The organism is Alistipes sp. UBA1686, from assembly GCF_002320215.1.
GTDB lineage: Bacteria > Bacteroidota > Bacteroidia > Bacteroidales > Rikenellaceae > Alistipes > Alistipes onderdonkii.
This window is the reverse complement of the sequence record NZ_DCKA01000018.1, coordinates 266,858-285,646: the sequence shown is the minus strand read 5'-3', so window position 1 is coordinate 285,646 and position 18,789 is coordinate 266,858. Positions and strand designations below refer to the sequence as shown.

The window sequence follows — 18,789 nt, the reverse complement described above, 5'->3', positions numbered from 1 at the left end:
GCGCCCGCCGATGCATACTGAATTTGCACATTTGCATACACCCCGCAGCCGGGAATTTCGTTAATTTTGTTCCGGCTAACCAAAACCGTACGTATGAAAAAACTTATCCACCTGCTCCTGGCAAGCCTGCTCCTGGCAGGCCTGCTCCTGGTAACGACCGCCGCGACGGCCGCGGCACCCTATGCCAACAACCGCGCCCCGCTGCGCGAAAAGCCCTTCGTAAAACTTCCGCTGGGCGCCATCCGCGCCGAAGGATGGCTCCGCGACCAGTTGCAGCGCCAGGCCGACGGGCTGACGGGGCACCTCGATTCGGTCTACCCCGAAGTGATGGGCCCGCGCAACGGCTGGCTGGGCGGCGACGGCGACGTCTGGGAACGCGGCCCCTATTGGATCGACGGGCTGCTGCCGCTGGCCTATATCCTCGGCGACGAACGGCTGATCGAAAAGACCCGCCCCTGGGTCGAGTGGGCGCTCGGCAGCCGGCAGCCCGACGGCTATTTCGGCCCGGCGGAAGACCGTCCGTTCGAAAGCCCGGCCATACAGCGCGACAACGCCCGCGACTGGTGGCCCAAGATGGTCATGCTCAAGGTGCTGCAACAATACTACTCGGCGACGGGCGACGAGCGCGTCATCGAACTGATGAGCGCCTATTTCCGTTACCAGCTGCGCGAGCTTCCGAAGACCCCGCTGGGGCACTGGACTTTCTGGGGCGAACAGCGCGGCGGCGACAACCTGGGCATCGTCTACTGGCTTTACAACATCACGGGCGACGAATTCCTGCTGGAGCTGGGCGACCTGATCCACCGGCAGACGCTCGACTGGACGGGCATCCTCGCCGGCGGGGAGGTGATCCCGACGCCCTTCTCGCTGCACTGCGTGAACCTCGCGCAGGGGATCAAGGAGCCGGTGGTCTACTACCAGCGCAGCAACGACCCGGCGCATGTGGCGGCCGTGAAGAAAGGCTTCGAGGACATACGCCGCTACATCGGCCTGCCGACGGGGTTGTACGGGGGCGACGAGGCGCTGCACGGCGCCGCCCCGACGCAGGGTTCGGAGCTTTGCACGGCCGTGGAGATGATGTACTCGCTGGAGGAGATGGCCGAAATCACGGGCGACGTGCAGTTCGCCGACCATCTGGAGCGCGTGGCGTTCAACGCCCTGCCCACGCAGGCCACGGACGCCTATGACGCCCGCCAGTACTACCAGCAGGTCAACCAGGTGATGATTACCGACCACCGCCGCAATTTCGAGCAGAGCCACGACGGCACGGACATCCTCTACGGCCTGCTGACGGGCTATGCCTGCTGCACGTCGAACATGCACCAGGGATGGCCCAAGTTCACGCAAAACCTGTGGTATGCCACCCACGACGGCGGGCTGGCCGCGATGGTCTATTCGCCCTGCAACGTCACGGCCGAAGTGGCCGACGGCGTACGGGTGACGATCGCCGAGCGGACGCAATACCCCTTCGACGAGCAGATACGCTTCGAGATAAAGATCGACGGCCGCAAGGTGAAAACGGCCCAGTTCCCGCTCCGCCTGCGCATCCCCGGCTGGTGCGAAGGGGCGACCGTGGCGGTGAACGGTCAGGCCGTGGCAACGCCCGCCGGGGGCTCCGTGGCGGAGGTGCGCCGCACGTGGCGCACGGGCGACGTGGTGACGCTCCGCCTGCCGATGGAGGTCGCCGTCAGCCGCTGGTACGAACGCTCGGCCGTCGTCGAGCGCGGGCCGCTGGTCTACTCGCTGCGCATCGGCGAAAAATGGTCGAAAGTCCGCAACCCCGGCAAGCAGATCTACGGCCCATGGTATTACGAAGTGCGGCCGACGACCCCGTGGAACTACACGCTCTTCGAGGAGGACGTCCGCCCCGAACGCATTGCGGAGGCATTCAGGGTCGAGCGGCGCGACATCGGCGACACCTATCCGTGGACGCTGGAAAACGCCCCGGTGGAGATCAAGGCGCGCGGGCGCAGGCTCGACGAATGGGTACTCTACCAGGAGAGCGCCGGCCCCCAGCCGTACAGCACCAACGAGACCGCCAATCCCGCCGAAGAGATCACGCTGATCCCCTACGGCTGCACGACGCTGCGCATCACCGAGTTCCCCCTGACGCGCGACCTGCGCAAGAACTGGTAGTGCGCCCGAAAGGCAGGGCGGGGAAAAGATAGTGTCTGGAAACGGGTGTCCGGGAAAGCGGATGCCGCGGGGAGGGATCCGATGCCGGGGAAAGCACCGTGACGGGAACCCGCAACCCGGAAGAAGGGAGGTTGACGGAAGAAAGGGAACCGCCCGGAAAGCATGGCGCCGGGAGGGACAGCACAACGTTTCCGGGGGGAAGTCCGGCAACGAGAAACGGCGCACGAGGGGATATGACCGTCGGGCGCCGTCCTTTTTTCGGGGAGGGGCAGCCCGTTTTCCGGGGGCCGGAGCCCCTTTCCGGGACGGCGATTGGCACGGTTCGGGAATTTTGCGTAGATTTGCAAATCTAAATCACACGTTATGGCTTCTTGTCTCCAGGTGGAAAACCTCACCAAATCGTACGGCGAGCAGGTGCTCTTCGAAAATATCTCGTTCACGATCGAGGAGGGCCGGCGCGTGGCCCTCGTGGCGAAGAACGGCACGGGGAAAACCACGCTGCTGAACATCATCGCGGGGAAGGAAAGCCACGACGCGGGCAGCGTCGTGCCGCGCCGCGGCCTGAGGATCGCCTACCTGGAACAAAGCCCCGCATACCCGGCGGGCATGACCGTACTGGAAGCCTGCTTCCACTCGGAGAGCCCCGCCCTGAAGGCCATCGCGGAGTATGAGCGGGCGATCGGCGATGCGTCGGGCGAAGGGTTGCAGGAGGCAATGGCGCGGATGGATGCCCTCGAAGCGTGGGATTACGAGCAGCGCGCCAAGCGGATCCTTTCACGGCTCAGGATCCGCGACTTCGGGCAAAAAGTGGAGACCCTCTCGGGCGGGCAGCTCAAGCGCGTGGCGCTGGCCAACGTGCTGATCAGCGAATCCGACCTGCTGATCCTCGACGAGCCGACCAACCACCTCGACACCGACATGACCGAGTGGCTCGAAGAGTACCTCGCGGCGAGCAGCGCCGCGCTGCTGATGGTGACCCACGACCGGTATTTCCTCGACAGCGTGTGCAGCGACATCCTCGAAATGGAAAACCGCCGGATCTACCACTATGCGGGCAACTACTCCTATTACCTGGAAAAGAAACAGGAGCGCGAAACGGCCGACGCGGCACAGCGGGCGAGCGACATGAACCTCTACCGCCGCGAACTGGAGTGGATGCGCCGCCAGCCGCAGGCGCGGGCGACCAAGGCGCGGTCGCGCATCGACGCGTTCCGCGATCTCGAATCGCGGCTCAAAACGACGCGCCGCAGCGGCGAGGTGCGGCTCGACGTCGGGGCGTCGCGGATCGGCACCAAGATATTCGAGGCCCGCGACGTGAGCAAGCGCTTCGGCGACGTGGTGATCCTCGACAGGTTCAACTACAACTTCACCCGCTACGAAAAGCTGGGGATCGTGGGCGATAACGGCTGCGGCAAGTCGACGTTTCTCAAGTTGCTGACAGGCATCGAACGACCCGACAGCGGCGTGATCGACGTAGGTGAAACCGTACGCTTCGGCTATTACAGCCAGCAGGGGCTGGAGTTCGACGACTCGATGAGGGTGATCGACGTGGTGACGGCGATCGCCGAGCAGGTCGAACTGGGCGACGGGCGGCGGATGAGCGCCTCGCAGCTGCTGCAGCATTTCCTCTTCATGCCGGAAACGCAATACAATTACGTGGCACGCCTGAGCGGCGGCGAGCGGCGGAGGTTATACCTCTGCACGGTGCTGATGCAGAGCCCCAATTTCCTGGTGCTGGACGAGCCGACGAACGACCTGGACATCGTAACGCTGGGTATTCTGGAAGAGTACCTGCAAGCGTTCAGAGGCTGCGTGATCGTGGTGTCGCACGACCGTTATTTCGTGGACAAGGTCGCCGACCACCTGCTGGTTTTCTGCGGCGGGGGCGAGATCAGGGATTTTGCGGGAACCTACTCGGAATACGTGGCCTGGAAGCGCGAATACGAAGCGGCACGCCGCGCCGAAGCCGCACAGGCCCGCCCCAAACCGCAGGCGGCGAAAACACAGGCGGCGGAGGCTGTGCCGCGCAAGCTATCGTTCAACGAAAAGAGGGAGCTGGAGGCACTCGAAACGGAAATCCCGGTGCTCGAGGCCGAGAAAGCGGCACTCGAGGCGTCGCTCTCGTCGGGGACGCTCCCGGTGGAGGAGCTCACGGCGCAGTCACGGCGCATAGCGGAGCTGATCGCGTCGATCGACGAAAAGACGATGCGCTGGCTGGAGCTGAGCGAGCGGTGAGGGCAGGCATTCCGCCCGGCGGAACGGCCTGCGGCTGGGCAGGCGGGCGTCCGAGATCCGAAAAACCCCGCGCTTGCACAAGCGCGGGCATGAATCCGTACAAATCCGATTACCTTTTTATATTCAGCAGCGTGAGGTTTTCCAGCACGGTCTGCTGCGCCACACGCTGGATGTATTCGGCCTGTTCGGCCGGGAAGTCCAGCGTGCAGGCGGTCTGGTAGGGCTTGCCGTAGATCGTGGTGAAAATCACGTTCGCGGCCAGGTAGCTGCCCAGCGGCCCGGGGTGGAAACAATCCTGCGCATAGAGCACGTAATCGGGCCTTTCGGCACGCACCCGGCGCCATGCCATGCCCACGGGGGCACACCACGCGTCGTTGTCGTAGGCCATTTCGAGGTAGCTGGTAATCAGCCGCTCCTGCATGGTGCCGTAGCTGTTGGCGGGCGGGTACTCCGGAATCGGGAAGCGGTTGCCGTTCTTATGCCCCCACGTCATGTAGAAGATCACACGGGCATCGGGCGACGCGACGTGCACCAGGCTGTCGAGCGTACGCGCCGCAGGGTAGACTTCCCGTGCGACCTGCCGGGTCGGCATGGCCGGTGCGGAACTCTGCTCCTGGAGGATGACATAGTCCCAGCCGCCCGCGGCGATGGCGTCGAGCAGTTTCTGGTTTTTCAGGTGGCCGGAAAGGCGCTCGCCGCCCTTGAGGAAGCGCGTACAGGAGAGTTTCACCTTCTGCGTCGCGGCGATCTGCCGGACGGTGGACGGCATGTCGTTGTAATAGGTATAGCTGTTTCCGACCCACAGCACGCGCAGCGAATCGGTATCACGCGCCTGCGCAAAAAAGGGCACGAGCAGCAACAACAGGGATTTCAGGACGATCTTGGTCATAGGTCTGAGGTTTGGGTTGGGTTGATCTGTTTTTTTGTGTTCAGGATGTCCCCGTCGGCCGGATCATGCCCCGCGCGGAAGGCGGGCCGTACCGGAGGGGGGCTGTCGATCGGGCGGGGCCGTCGACCGGAGAACGAACCGTCCCGGCAAAGCCTCCCCGGGCAAATGCCCCAAAACGTCGGGGGGGGGCACCTACCCTTTCGTCCGGTGGTCGGCGGCGTATTTGCGGCACCAGGCGGCGATCCCGCATTCGCCGCACTTGGGGCTGCGCGCCATGCAGACATAACGTCCGTGGAGGATCAGCCAGTGGTGGGCGAGCGGCAGCAGGTGCGAGGGGATGTTCTTTTCGAGCGTCAGCTCGGTCTGCAACGGAGTTTTCGAATTGGTCGTCAGCCCGATACGGTTCGAAACACGGAAGACATGCGTGTCCACCGGCATCACCTCCTTCTGCCACAGCACGGCGCCAAGCACATTGGCCGTCTTGCGCCCCACGCCCGGCAGGCGCTGCATCTGCTGCAGGTCGCTCGGCACCTCGCCCCCGAACTCTTCGCACAGCATACGCGCCATGCCCGCGAGGTTGCGGGCCTTGTTGTTCGGGTAGGAGATGCTCCGGATATAGGGGTAAATCTCCTCGGCCGTGGCCTTCGCCATTTCGAACGGCGTGGGGAAGCGCTCGAACAGGGCGGGCGTAGTCATGTTGACCCGCTTGTCGGTACACTGCGCCGAAAGGATCACGGCCACGAGCAACTGGTAGGGATCCGTATAGTGCAATTCGCTCTCGGCCACGGGCATGTGCTCCGAGAACCAGGCGATAACGCCGTCGTAACGCTCTTTGGTAGTCATAGTCGTTGTTTTTTACGTCGGAACAAAATCTTCTTCACGAGGAGCCCGCAGCCTTCGGGGCAGAACAGCAGGCGCGGACAGGCAGCCACGTCGCGGCGCCACCGGGCGAGGTATTCGCCGACGGAACCGTTCCAGGAGAGTACCCACAACGCGACCGAACTGCGCCGCCGCAGGATGCGGAACCGGTTGCGGCGTGCACCGTAACGGGCATCGAACCACAGGCTTATGTCCATCAGGGAGTCGCAGAAGGCGATCCGGCGGGGATATTCCGTGCTATGGCTCACGCTCTGCGGCAGGCGGCGGTGCACCGCCGTGATGGCCGGGAGGTAGCGCACACGGCTGCAGGCCGCGAACCAGAGCCACATCGGGGCGTCGTCGGTAAGCCATTCGGGGTGCTCGTCGGGGCGCACCTCGGCATAGTAGCGGGCGATGAGGTCGCGGCGCGCCAGCGTGGCGCAGTTGGCGATGGTGAGCCGGCAAAGCAGGTGGTCGAAGTCGGTAAAGTGCTCCTCGTGATCGGGTTCGGTGAGGCCGGTGTTCTGGTAATAGTTGCTGGCGCGCGTATAGCACATCCCGCACGAGGGGTCGGACTCCAGCAGGTCGGCCTGCATCTGCAACTTGCGGGGGTCGCTCCACCAGTCGTCGCCGTCGCAGTAGGCCACGTATTTCCCGCGGCAGGCCTCGAACGTGCGGAGGTAGTTGGCACGCCAGCCCACGTTGCGCTGGCCCGTGACGAAACGCACGCGGCCGGGGTATTTCTCCGCGTATTCGCGGCAAATAGCGGCCGTGGAGTCCGTACTGCAATCGTCGCCCAGCACCAGTTCGACGTCAAATGAGGTCTCCTGCGCCAAGATGCTTTCGACAGCCTGGCGGAGGTAAGCTTCGTGGTTGTAGGTGGTCATGCAGACCGATACGAGCGGGGTTTCCATAGCCGGATCAGAGTTTGGTCAGTTTGGCGAATTTGGCCAGCAGGGTCTTTTCGCCCGCGCCATCGAAGGCCACGACCAGCTTGTGGTCGGTGGCGAGGGTCTCGATGCGCTGCACGATACCCACGCCGAACTTGGGGTGCTCGACGCGCTGCCCCACGGTATAATCGCCGCTGACGGGCATCGCCTCGCCCAGGGGCACGCCGCCGTCGGCCGCCTGCCGCACACCGATGCGGCGCATGCCGTCGATCGAGGGGCGCGGAACCTGGACGAGCGCCGGGTCGGGACGCCCCTGCGGGCGGGCGTCGCGGGGTGCCGCAGCCCGGGCGAAACGCCTTGCGGGGCCGGATTCGCCGTCGGAGGGGCGGCCGCCGAAATTGCCGCGGCCGGGGTTGCTGCCCGGCCGGCCGCCGCCATTGTTCCCGCCCGCAGCCTGCTGTTTCTGCTGGAAACGGTAGTCGAAGCGGCGGCGCAGTTCGTCGATGGCCGAAGGCGCTGCCCCGTCGGGCGAGCGGTGCGGACGGGCGTCGTCGATGTCGGAACCGAAGTCGGCCCTGACATATTTCGGGTCGATCTCGCGCAAGAAGCAACTCGGGCGCGAGAACTCCATGTTGCCCCACTTGAAACGCATCTCGGCGTAGGAGATCGTCGCCTCGACCTTGGCCCGGGTGAGCGCCACGTAGAACAGGCGCCGCTCCTCCTCCATGCCGTCGGGCGACTCGGCGGCCCGCTGCGAGGGGAAGAGGTTTTCCTCCAGCCCGACGATATACACGTATTTGTATTCCAGCCCCTTGGCCGAGTGGACGGTCATCAGCGTCACCTTGTTGCGGTCTTCGGGGTCGTCCTTGTCCATGTCGGTCACCAGCATGACGTTCTGCAACCACTCCTCGATGGTCGCCTCTTCGTCCTGCGGACGCTCCCCGTTGCGGATTTCGGCGTCGCACCGCTCCTTGAACTCCTGCATCGAATTCAGCAACTCCTCGATATTGTCCAATGCCGAGGTCGCCTCGGGGGTATTCTCGGCACGGTAGGCCGCGAGGATGCCCGAGCGGGTGGCGATCTCGAGCCCGAAGTCGTAAAGCCCCTTCTCGTTGCGGGCGAGCGACAGCGAGCGGATCATCGCCACGAAGTCCGCCACCTTGCGGGCGATGGTCTTCTGCACGGGATCGGCGGCCGGCTCGGCGACCAGCGCGTCGACCGCCTCCCACATCGAGACGCCCCGCTCGGCGGCCAGCTGCGCGATGCGCTGCACGGTCGTGTCGCCGATGCCGCGCGTCGGGTAGTTGACGATGCGTTTGAACGCCTCGTCGTCGCGCGGGTTGATGACCAGCCGGATATAGGCCAGCATGTCCTTGACCTCCTTGTGGTCGTAGAACGAACTGCCCTTGTAGATGCGGTAGGGAATGCCGCGGCGGCGGAGGTTGTCCTCCAGCACGGCCGACTGGTTGTTGGTGCGGTAGAGGATCACCGCTTCCGACCAGTCGTCGCCCGTCGAGCGGACTTTGTCGCGCAGGTCGGAGACCACTATTTCGGCCTCCTCGCGGTCGGTATAGGCCTTGAGGATGCGGATCGGCTCACCCACGTCGCCGGCCGAGAAACAGTGCTTCTCCATGCGCTTGGAGTTGCGGACGATGACCGAATTGGCCGCATCGACGATCGTGCGGGTCGAGCGGTAGTTCTGCTCAAGCTTGAAGACCTTGGCCGCAGGAAAATCCTTCTGGAAGGAGAGGATGTTCTCGATCTTGGCACCGCGGAACGAGTAGATCGACTGTGCGTCGTCGCCCACGACGCAGACCCGGGAGTGGAGCTGCGACAGGCGGCGGATGATGACGTACTGGGCGTAGTTGGTGTCCTGGTACTCGTCCACCAGGATGTATTTGAACAGCTCCTGGTAACGCGCCAGCACGTCCGGGGCGTCGCGCAGCAGGATGTTGGTCTGCAAGAGCAGGTCGTCGAAGTCCATCGCGCCGTTGCGCTTGCAGCGCTGGCAGTAGATATTGTAGACATTGCCGAACTCGGGGATCTGCGCCTGCCGGTCTTCGGCGGCATAGACCGAGTTGGCGAGGTAGGCGCCGGGCGTCACCAGGCAGTTCTTGGCGTAGGAGATACGCGACGCGATGAGGTTGGGCTTGTATTTCTCGTCCGCGAGGTTCAGTTCGCGGACGATGGTCTTGATGAGGTTCTTGCAGTCCGAGGGCTCGTAGATCGTAAACGACTCGGGAAAACCGATCTTTTCGGCGTTCTCGCGCAGGATGCGCGAAAAGACCGAGTGGAACGTACCCATGCGGATATAGCGGCTGCGGTTATCAGGGATCATCTGCGCGATGCGCTCGCGCATCTGCTGGGCGGCCTTGTTGGTGAAGGTGAGCGCCAGGATGTTGAAAGGCGCCACGCCCTGCTCGATCATATAGGCGATGCGCGCGGTCAGCACGCGCGTCTTGCCCGAACCGGCGCCGGCGATAATGAGCGACGGGCTGTCGTAGTTGACCACGGCAGCGAGCTGTGCGGGGTTCAGGCCTTGCAGTATCGGAGATTCTTTGGGTTCCATGGCTGCAAAGTTAATACTTTTTCGCAAGCCCTCTCCGAAAAGGCGCGCCTTTCTCCGAAAAGGCCGCAGGGACGGCGCCCAAGGATGGCGCACGGGGCAAACCGAAGGATGGCGCAGATGAAGGCGGGGCAAGAGGCACGTGTAAAGCGGACGGGAGCGGACGGAATGCCTGCAGGGAGGCACACGAAAAACGGAGGGGCAGGCCGGGTGGAAGGACAGAAGCCGCACGGTAAAACCGGGAGAGGAGGGAAAGGTGCCGAAACCACGTCAGAGCCCCGCCCCGGTCGTTTCGGGGGACGGGATTATGGGCAATCCGGGCGGAAATGAAAAAAATCCCGGAAAAAATAATATCTTTGCATTACTTTCGTTAAGAGGTTAAATCCGACGACAATACGGCAACGTTTGCGCCGGGCGGATGCGGAGGCTGCGGGCAAAAGATGCCGGGCGCAGGGTATGAAGCATGAAATTCAACATATAATAAAACAATGAGCGAAGTCATCAACATCAAAGAACTCAACGAGCGGATCGAACGCGAATCGGTATTCGTCGATACGCTCCGCACGGAAATGGGCAAGGTCATCGTGGGGCAGAGCCATCTGGTCGACACGCTGCTGATCGGGCTGCTGTCGAACGGACACATCCTGCTGGAAGGCGTGCCCGGACTGGCCAAGACGCTGGCCATCACCACGCTGGCAAAAGCCGTGGATGCCGGATTCTCGCGTATACAGTTCACCCCCGACCTGCTGCCGGCCGACCTGATCGGTACGCTGATCTACTCGCAGAAGAACGAGGAGTTCGTGGTCAAGAAAGGCCCCGTGTTCGCCAACTTCGTGCTGGCGGACGAGATCAACCGCTCCCCGGCCAAGGTGCAGTCGGCACTGCTCGAAGCCATGCAGGAGCGGCAGGTGACCATCGGCGACCAGACCTACCCGCTGCCGCAGCCGTTCCTGGTGCTGGCCACGCAGAACCCCCTGGAGCAGGAGGGTACCTACCCGCTGCCCGAGGCGCAGGTCGACCGATTCATGCTCAAGGCCAAGATCTCCTACCCCAAGAAGCAGGAGGAGCGCGACATCGTGCGCATGAACCTCTCAGGCGCTGGCATGCCTCAGGTCAACAAGGTTATCTCGCCCGAGGACATCATCAAGGCCCGCAAGGTCGTGGAGGACGTCTACATGGACGAGAAGATCGAGAAATACATCATCGACATCATCTTCGCCACGCGCGAGCCGGCGGAATACAACCTGCAGAAACTGCAGAACCTGATCGCATACGGAGGTTCGCCCCGTGCGTCGATCTCGCTGGCGAAGGCCGCACGCGCCTACGCCTTCATCCGCCGCCGCGGCTATGTCATCCCCGAGGACGTGCGCGCCGTCTGCCACGACGTGCTGCGCCACCGCATAGGCCTGACGTACGAGGCCGAGGCCGAAAACATCACCTCGGAAGAGATCATCACCGACATCCTCAACAACGTAATCGTACCCTAACGATGCAAGAGACAGAGAACGATATTCTGAAACGCGTCCGGAAGATCGAGATCAAGACCCGGGGTCTTTCGAACGAGATCTTCGCCGGAAAGTACCATACGGCTTTCCGCGGACGGGGCATGTCGTTTTCCGAAGTCAGGGAGTACCGTGCGGGCGACGACGTGCGCGATATAGACTGGAACGTGACGGCGCGCTCGCGCAAACCCCACATCAAGATCTACGAGGAGGAACGCGAACTGACGATGATGCTCCTGGTCGACGTCTCGGCATCGCGCATGTTCGGCACGACCGAACGCCTGAAGAAGAACATCATCACCGAGATCGCCGCCGTGCTGGCTTTTTCCGCCGCACAGAACAACGACAAGGTGGGCTGCATCTTCTTCTCGGACAAGGTCGAGAAGTTCATCCCCCCGAAGAAGGGGCGCAGCCACATCCTGATGATCATCCGCGAGCTGGTGGGATTCCGGCCCGAATCGGCCGGAACGAAGCTCTCGGAGCCGGTGCGTTTCCTGACCAACGTCAACAAGAAACGCTGCACGACCTTCATCCTCTCGGATTTCATGGACTCCTCGAAGGACAGGGCGGCGCTGGACGACGCGCTGAAGATCGCCGGCGGCAAGCACGACCTGGTGGGCATACGCGTCTACGACCCGCGTGAAACGGAGTTGCCGGACGTGGGAATCGTCGAGATGAAAGACGCCGAGAGCGGACGTAAGGTCTGGGTCGACACCTCGTCGCGCGCCGTGAGGGAGCATTACGCCGAAAAATGGCGGCAGCGCAGCGCACAGATCGAATCGACGCTCAAGCACAACCGCATCGACACGGCGATGGTCTCGACCGAGGGCGACTATGTGGCGGAACTGATAAAACTGTTCAAACAGCGATGAAACGACTTTTTGCAATAGCGCTGCTCCTCGCGGGCGCAGCGGCGCGGGCCCAGTCCGACGTGCCGCAGGTCACGGCGCACATCCAGCCCGACAGCGTCATGATCGGCGACCGTTTCGACCTGATGGTCGACGTCGAGAAAGACCTGGTGCAGGTGGTGCAGTTCCCCGAATTCGAGGACAAGCCGGGGAGCCCTATCGAACTCCACAAGGAGTATCCGGTCGACACGCTCGAACGCGACGGCCGCCACCTCAAACTCCGCAAGCGCTACACGCTGGCGGCGTTCGAGGAGGGCAAGTGGAATCTCGGCCGCCCGGCGGTGCTCTATGCCGACAAGAACATCGTCGACACGCTCTGGGCACGCGACTCGCTCTACCTGCAGGTGGCGACCTTCCAGATCGACTCGACGTCGCAGTCGATCTACGACGTGAAGCCCCAGTGGAACCTGCCGTTCCGCTTCGGGGAGGTCAGCGGCTACGCCCAATGGGGCGCGCTCGCACTCGTATTGCTGCTGGCGGCGGCCTATGCGCTGAAGCGCTACCTGGAGAGCCGCGGCAAACGCCTCGGCGACCTGTTCAGGCCGTCACCGCCCCAGCCGCCGCACGTCGTGGCGATCAAGGCGCTGGAGGCACTGCACCACCAGAAGCTGTGGCAGAACAACAAGCACAAGCAATATTATTCGGCACTGACGGACATCCTGCGCACCTACATCGCGGCACGGTGGGGCTTCGGCGCCATGGAGATGACCTCGGATGAGATCATAGAGGCGATGCGCGCGGAGGAACTGCCCGACAAGGCCCGGATGGATCTGACGGCGATCCTGCGCGACGCCGACCTGGTGAAGTTCGCCAAGGCGACGCCCGATGCGGAGCAGAACGAGGCCGACTACCTGAAAGCCTACTATTTCGTCGAGGAGACCAAGGTCGCCGAGGCGGAGGAGGAGACCGAAGGGCAGGAGCCGGTGAAAAACTAAAATGCGTGACAGATGTATAAACTCATATACACAGCGGTATTCCTCCTGTCCGCACTCGGGGCTTCGGCGCAGAACATGCCCGAACGCAGCGAGGTGCGGCGCGGCAACCGGCAATACAACAAGGGCAACTACGAGAAGAGCATCGAACGTTACGAGCGGGCGCTGGAGGCCGCACCGGAGTCGTTCGAGGCGACTTACAACCTCGGCAACGCCCTCTACAAGGCCGAGCGGTTCGACAAGGCCGAGCAGACCATGCGCAAAGCTGCGGCCGACTCGCTGCGTGCGGACGGGGAGCGTGCCGAAGCGTTCTACAACCTCGGCAACGCCCAGTTCAAGCAGCAGAAATACAAGGAGGCGCTCGAAAGCTACAAACAGTCGCTGCGGCTGAATCCTGCAGACCAGCAGGCCAAGTACAACTACGCCTACACCAAGCGCCTGTTAGACGACAACAAGGACGGCGGCGGTGGCGGCGACGACGACAAGAACCAGGACAAAGACAAAGACCAGAACCAGGATCAGCAGCAACAGGGCGGCGGACAGGACAAACAGGACGGCGACCGGCAGCAGGACGACAAGGGCCAAGAGGGCGACGACCAGGAACAGCAGGGCGACCGGCAGCAGGATCCTTCGCAGCCGGACAAGGAGGGCGAAGGCGACCAGGAGGGGCAGCAGCAGCCCGTTCCGACGGGTATCTCCCCGCAGGAGCAGGAACAGATGCTCGATGCCATCCAGGCTCAGGAAGACCGCACGCAGGACAAGCTGAAGGAGAAACAGGGCGTCGTCGTCCGGGGAACGAAAAACTGGTAAAACACAAGGACTATGCATTTTGCATCACCATACTATCTGTGGCTGCTGACGGCGCTCGTACCGATGGCCGGCTACTACGTCTGGCGGACGTTGCAGGGCGGGGCGGCGATACAGATCTCGTCGGTCGACGGTGTCGTGCGCGCCCCGAAGACCATACGTTATTACCTGCGGCACCTGCCGTTCGTGCTGCGTGCGGCGGCATTCACGCTGTTGGTCGTGGCGCTGGCGCGCCCGCAGGACGTGGAGCGGCTTTCGCACACGAACACCGAGGGCATCGACATCATGCTGGCGATCGACGTCTCGGGCTCGATGCTGGCACGCGACTTCCGGCCCGACCGCATCACGGCGGCCAAGGAGGTGGCCGGATCGTTCATCGCCGACCGCTACGGCGACCGGATCGGACTGGTGGCATTCGCGGGCGAGGCCTTCACGCAAAGCCCCCTGACCACCGACCAGGGGACGTTGCAGACCCTGCTGTCGCGCATCCGCAGCGGCCTGATCGAGGACGGCACGGCGATCGGCAACGGCCTGGCAACGGCGATCAACCGCCTGCGCGAGAGCGAGGCCAAGTCGAAGGTAATCATCCTGCTGACCGACGGCGTGAACAACCGCGGCGAGATCGCCCCGCTGACGGCGGCCGAGATCGCCAAGGCGCAGGGCATCCGCGTCTACACGATCGGCGTCGGCACCGAGGGCATGGCGCCCTACCCCGCCGTGGACATCTACGGCACGCCCACGGGCGGCACGGTGATGGCCAAGGTCGAGATCGACGAAAAGACCCTGCGGTCGATCGCCGAGATGACGGGCGGGGAGTATTTCCGCGCCACGGACAAAGCCAAGCTGAAAGCCATTTACGACCAGATCAACCAAATGGAAAAGAGCAAGGTGGAGGTTACGGAACACGTCACCTACCACGAACAGTACCTCCTGTGGGCGCTGGCGGGGCTGCTGCTGCTGTTCGCGGAGTTCCTGTTCGCAAACCTGGTGCTCAAACGGATACCCTGACGGGCACCACGCCCCGGACGCCGGCAAAGCCCTCCCTTTGCCGGAAGGAAGATTGCGGAGGGAATGTCGCTGTCCGACAGGCACCCCAGGTGCCCTAATGCAAACCCGGCGGGTCGGACAGGGACAGCAAACGGGAAACAATACGCCGGGCAGGCATTCGTTATGTTCAGATTCGCAAATCCGCAATATCTCTGGCTGCTGCTGGCAATACCGGCACTGGTACTGATCTTCTGGGCAGCGGCGGCACGCCGCCGCAAAAGGCTCGCACGCTTCGGGAACCCCGGGGTGCTGGAGGAGCTGATGCCCGAGGTTTCGACCGGGCGCACCGCACTCAAGTTCATCCTCTTCTGCACGGCCGCCGTCCTGCTCATACTGGCCGTGGCACGCCCGCAGTTCGGGTCGAAGCTCCGCGAGGAGAAGGCGCAGGGCGTGGAGATGATGCTCGTGGTCGACGTCTCGAACTCGATGCTGGCCGAGGATTTCGAACCCAACCGGCTCGAGCGCACCAAATATGCCATCAACAAACTTTTCGACGGGCTCAGGCAAGACCGCGTGGGGCTGATCGTCTTCGCGGGAGAACCGAAGGTACAGCTGCCCATCACGTCGGACTACCGCATGGCGAAGGCCTTCGCCAAGCGCATCGACCCGTCGCTGGTGTCGGTACAGGGCACGGCCATCGGCAAGGCGCTGTCACAGGCGCTGCTGTCGTTTTCGGGCGAAACGGAAGAGACACACAGCCGGGTCATCATCCTGGTGACCGACGGCGAGAACCACGAGGACGACGCCCTGGCGGTGGCCAAACGCGCCGCGGAGATGGGCATACGCATCTACACCATCGGCATCGGCACGCCCGAAGGCGCCCCGATCCAGATCGGCGGGGAGTTCATCAAGGACGAGAAGGGCGATATGGTCGTCTCGAAGCTCGACGAGAAGATGCTCTCCGAGGTGGCCCAGATCACGGGCGGCGCCTATGTGCGTTCGACCAAGCAGTCGATCGGCCTCGACGAGATCGTAAAGAGCATCAACGAAATGGAACAGACCGAGTTGTCAATGATGCGTTTCGAGGAATTCAACGAGCAGTACCAATACCTGCTCATCGCAGCGCTCGTGCTGCTGCTGGCGGAGTTCCTGCTGCTCGACCGCCGCAACCCGCTGCTGGCGCACCTCAACATTTTCCGCGAGAAGTAACCGGAAGGTTTGCGTGCGCGCAGCGACGGCCGGATTGCAGAGATAAAAGGAGGACAAGGACGCAAAGGAACAAGGATGAGCGCAAGAATAAGCCGGAACAAAGACGGAAGGGTACGCGGACGAGCGCAAAGATAAACCGGGACAAGAACGCAAGGGTACGCGGACGAGCGCAAAGATAAACCGGGACAAGAACGCAAGGGTACGCGGACGGGCGCAAGGATAAACGAACAAGGAAAACACAATCGGGAAACATAGCCGGGAAACGGGCGGCGGGATCAATAGCAAAGAACCGACCCGACATGGAAAAGGGCTGTCAGGCATATCGCTGACAGCCCTTTTTATTTACACTGCCATCCGGGGCATTTCAGGCCACGCGGTTCCCGGGAGGCCGGAAAGACTTGGCGCCCCCCTTTCCCATTGTAGCGGCAGACACATCGCGGGAAAGCATCCCGGGAATCCGCCCCAGCGGGGTTACTCCACGACAATCTCGTCGGTGAAAATCCAGCCGCCGGGATGGCCGTTGTGCAGGGCTTTCAGCCGCACGTAACGCGCCGCCGTTTGGCCCGACCAGCCGAACTCGCGGTAGCAATCCTGCTTGTATTCGAACGGGATGTCGTTTTCGACCGAGGCAAGGGGCGTATAGTGCCTGTCGTCGTCCGAAACCGAGATTTCGACCGCACGGGGCATCCAGATGTCGGCATAGAAACCCTGCATGAAACAGGCCGCGATACGTTTCACAGGCTGGCGTTCCCCGAGGTCGACGACCAGTTCGACATCCGTATCGAACCACCCCTGCCAGCGGCGATCGCCGTAGTTCCACCCGCCGCGCAACCCGTCGGTCAGCGAAGCGTCGCCCGCAGCCGGGTATTTCGGGCTGTAAGGCGTACGGTAAGCCACCTGCCTGCCTGTCGAGAGGCAATGCAGGGTATCGAGCGATTCGGGGCGGGGGCCGACGGCATTTTTCTGGTCGAAGGGGTGGTATCCGCGCTGCTGCATCCACGCCACGGCGTCGAGCACGCGGGCGTGGAAGTCGTCGAAGTCCTTACGTTCGGGGGCGCTCCACCCCACTTCGGCGATCGCCAGCAGGCGCGGCCAGATCATGTGTTCGGCATGTTCGGCTGTGGGCACGTGCTCGCACCACAGGTTGCCCTGCACGCCGAGGATCATCGGCACGACATCCGCACCCAGCGAATCGGGCGCAGGGTCGTAGGAATAGGCCTGCGCGAGGGTGAGGAACGCCGCCGCGGCGACCGGCTCGCGGGTGGGGTCGTCCTGGCAGAAATCGAGGTAGCAGTAGTTCGAGGGAGCCATCACGGCGCGGAGTCCGGCTCTGGCCGCGGCGATCCCGCCCTCGGTGCCGCGCCACGACATGACCGTGGCGCCGGGCGCGAGCCCGCCCTGGAGAATCTCGTCCCAGCCCAGCAGGCGGCGGCCCTTGGCGGCGAGGAACGTCCCGATGCGGTGCACCAGGTAGCTTTGCAGTTCATCGACGTCCTGCAGTCCCTCCCGCCGCATCCGGACGGCACATTCGGGGCAGGTGCGCCAACCCCGTTTCGAAGCCTCGTCGCCGCCGATATGGATATATTCCGAAGGGAAGAGCCCGATCACCTCGGAGAGCACGTTCTCGAGGAATTCGAACGTCTGCTCGTTGCCGATGCAGAAATCGGAGTCCGTGTAGGGTTTGCCGCTGCACGAGAGTTCGGGGTAAACGGCCAGCACCTCCTCGCTGTGCCCCGGCATCTCGATCTCGGGAATCACCTCGATATGCAGGGCACGGGCGTATTCGACCACTTCGCGGATGTCGTCCTGCGTGTAATAGCCCCCGGCGGCCGCCGGGTCGTCACGGTGGCAGTAGCGTTTGCCGCCGAAATTCCACTCCCCCCAGTCGGGATAGGGACGCCAGGCGGCGATGTCGGTCAGGGCGGGGTATTTTTTGATTTCGATGCGCCATCCAGCTCCGTCGGTCAGGTGCCAGTGGAAGCGGTTGAGCTTGTAGCGCGCCATGAGGTCGAGCTGACGTTCGACGAACTCCTTGTCGCGGAAATGGCGCGAGACGTCGAGCATGAAGCCCCGGTAACCGAAGCGCGGGGCGTCCACGATCGTGACGGCAGGAATGCGGCGGCCATGATGCCCGGCCAGCTGTGCGAGCGACTGGAGTCCGTAGAACAGCCCTGCGGCATCGGGGGCCGTGAGCGTGATCTTTGTGCGGGAGACGTCGAGACGGTAGCTTTCGGGGGCGCCGTCGCCCGTACGGAGCAGTTCGAGCGCGGGCATGTCGCCGTCGGAGGCCTCGGCAAAGGAGGCAGGGAAGAATCCGTCCGCGGCACGCTGCATCCACGCCGCGAGGTCGGCCTTGTCCTGCCCGTCGAGGTCGGTCGTGTAGAGCAGCCTGGCAGGCATACGGAAGGCACCTTCGCCCCACGTCACCTGCTGCGGAGCCGGAATGATACCCGTGGCCGGGCACCCGCCGCCGGCGCACGAAGCAAAGGCGAAAGCGGCAAGGCAAAAAGAGATAAGCGTGATTTTTTTCATAAGGTCTTTAGGTCGGGTACAACAACAAATCGGGATGAACCGGCAAAGCCGGAGGAGGGCGGAGCGAGCCGTGGCCGCAGCCGGAAGGGCGCCGCCGGAGAACAGCCAGCCAAAGGCAAACCGCAGCCGAAAACCGTCGGAGGACGGGGACAGCCGGAAGCAAGTGCAATCCGCGTCCGGAAACCGTCGGGGAACGGGGACAGCCGGAAACCGAAACCGCCGACAGACTGCCGACAGGCCGCGACGGGCCGCCATCCGGGGCGGGTTTGCAGCCCGAAGCAGGGACAGCCCGAAGCAGGAGTATGAAAAAGGCCGTGCAACCCGGCTTATGCCGGGGT

The 18,789-nt window shown here is 63.3% G+C and carries 13 protein-coding genes; 8 read left to right on the top strand and 5 right to left on the bottom strand.

Features of this window, described 5'->3' with window-relative positions; all coding sequences use genetic code 11:
* The first annotated feature begins 93 nt into the window (after nt 1–93).
* Both B3C38_RS09090 and B3C38_RS09085 read left to right on the top strand, forming a co-directional pair.
* Nucleotides 94–2,136, top strand: coding sequence for a beta-L-arabinofuranosidase domain-containing protein (locus tag B3C38_RS09090; RefSeq protein ID WP_286726772.1), 2,043 nt, complete (start codon nt 94–96; stop codon nt 2,134–2,136).
* Between the two features lie 363 nt (nt 2,137–2,499).
* Nucleotides 2,500–4,371 (top strand): ABC-F family ATP-binding cassette domain-containing protein, encoded by a 1,872-nt coding sequence (locus B3C38_RS09085; RefSeq protein WP_286726770.1) that lies wholly within the window; start codon nt 2,500–2,502, stop codon nt 4,369–4,371.
* Between the two features lie 109 nt (nt 4,372–4,480).
* Here B3C38_RS09085 and B3C38_RS09080 read toward each other — a convergent pair whose 3' ends face one another.
* From B3C38_RS09080 to B3C38_RS09065, 4 genes are all read right to left on the bottom strand, one after another.
* Nucleotides 4,481–5,260: a DUF4886 domain-containing protein gene (locus tag B3C38_RS09080; RefSeq protein WP_055211852.1), complete on the bottom strand. Its 780-nt coding sequence runs from the start codon at nt 5,258–5,260 to the stop codon at nt 4,481–4,483.
* A gap of 192 nt (nt 5,261–5,452) precedes the next feature.
* Nucleotides 5,453–6,103: an endonuclease III gene (nth, locus tag B3C38_RS09075; RefSeq protein WP_032134722.1), complete on the bottom strand. Its 651-nt coding sequence runs from the start codon at nt 6,101–6,103 to the stop codon at nt 5,453–5,455.
* Nucleotides 6,100–7,032 carry a glycosyltransferase gene (locus B3C38_RS09070; protein ID WP_286726769.1) on the bottom strand — a complete coding sequence of 311 codons (933 nt, stop codon included), beginning with the start codon at nt 7,030–7,032 and terminating at the stop codon, nt 6,100–6,102. Before B3C38_RS09070 ends, nth begins: the two co-directional genes overlap by 4 nt.
* Nucleotides 7,033–7,039: 7 nt before the next feature.
* Nucleotides 7,040–9,577, bottom strand: a complete 2,538-nt coding sequence (locus tag B3C38_RS09065) for an ATP-dependent helicase (protein WP_286726768.1) — start codon at nt 9,575–9,577, stop codon at nt 7,040–7,042.
* 485 nt (nt 9,578–10,062) lie between these two features.
* Between B3C38_RS09065 and B3C38_RS09060 the strand changes: the two genes are divergently transcribed.
* The 6 genes from B3C38_RS09060 to B3C38_RS09035 all read left to right on the top strand — a co-directional run bounded on the left by B3C38_RS09060 (nt 10,063) and on the right by B3C38_RS09035 (nt 15,919).
* A complete protein-coding gene (locus tag B3C38_RS09060; protein WP_032134717.1) occupies nt 10,063–11,061 on the top strand; it encodes an AAA family ATPase in 999 nt (332 codons plus the stop codon).
* Nucleotides 11,062–11,063: 2 nt separating this feature from the next.
* Complete coding sequence (locus B3C38_RS09055) at nt 11,064–11,948, top strand: DUF58 domain-containing protein (protein ID WP_217728786.1); 885 nt, start codon at nt 11,064–11,066, stop codon at nt 11,946–11,948.
* Nucleotides 11,945–12,919, top strand: a complete 975-nt coding sequence (locus B3C38_RS09050; RefSeq protein ID WP_117507329.1) for a hypothetical protein — start codon at nt 11,945–11,947, stop codon at nt 12,917–12,919. The genes B3C38_RS09055 and B3C38_RS09050 overlap by 4 nt, the downstream gene beginning before the upstream one ends.
* Nucleotides 12,920–12,931: 12 nt before the next feature.
* Complete coding sequence (locus B3C38_RS09045) at nt 12,932–13,726, top strand: tetratricopeptide repeat protein (protein WP_286726765.1); 795 nt, start codon at nt 12,932–12,934, stop codon at nt 13,724–13,726.
* 12 nt (nt 13,727–13,738) lie between these two features.
* Nucleotides 13,739–14,731 carry a vWA domain-containing protein gene (locus tag B3C38_RS09040; RefSeq protein WP_286726763.1) on the top strand — a complete coding sequence of 331 codons (993 nt, stop codon included), beginning with the start codon at nt 13,739–13,741 and terminating at the stop codon, nt 14,729–14,731.
* A gap of 162 nt (nt 14,732–14,893) precedes the next feature.
* Nucleotides 14,894–15,919, top strand: coding sequence for a vWA domain-containing protein (locus B3C38_RS09035; RefSeq protein WP_117507326.1), 1,026 nt, complete (start codon nt 14,894–14,896; stop codon nt 15,917–15,919).
* Nucleotides 15,920–16,390: 471 nt separating this feature from the next.
* Here B3C38_RS09035 and B3C38_RS09030 read toward each other — a convergent pair whose 3' ends face one another.
* On the bottom strand, nt 16,391–18,451 hold the full coding sequence (locus tag B3C38_RS09030) for a family 20 glycosylhydrolase (protein ID WP_286726761.1): 2,061 nt from the start codon (nt 18,449–18,451) through the stop codon (nt 16,391–16,393).
* Between the last annotated feature and the right edge of the window lie 338 nt (nt 18,452–18,789).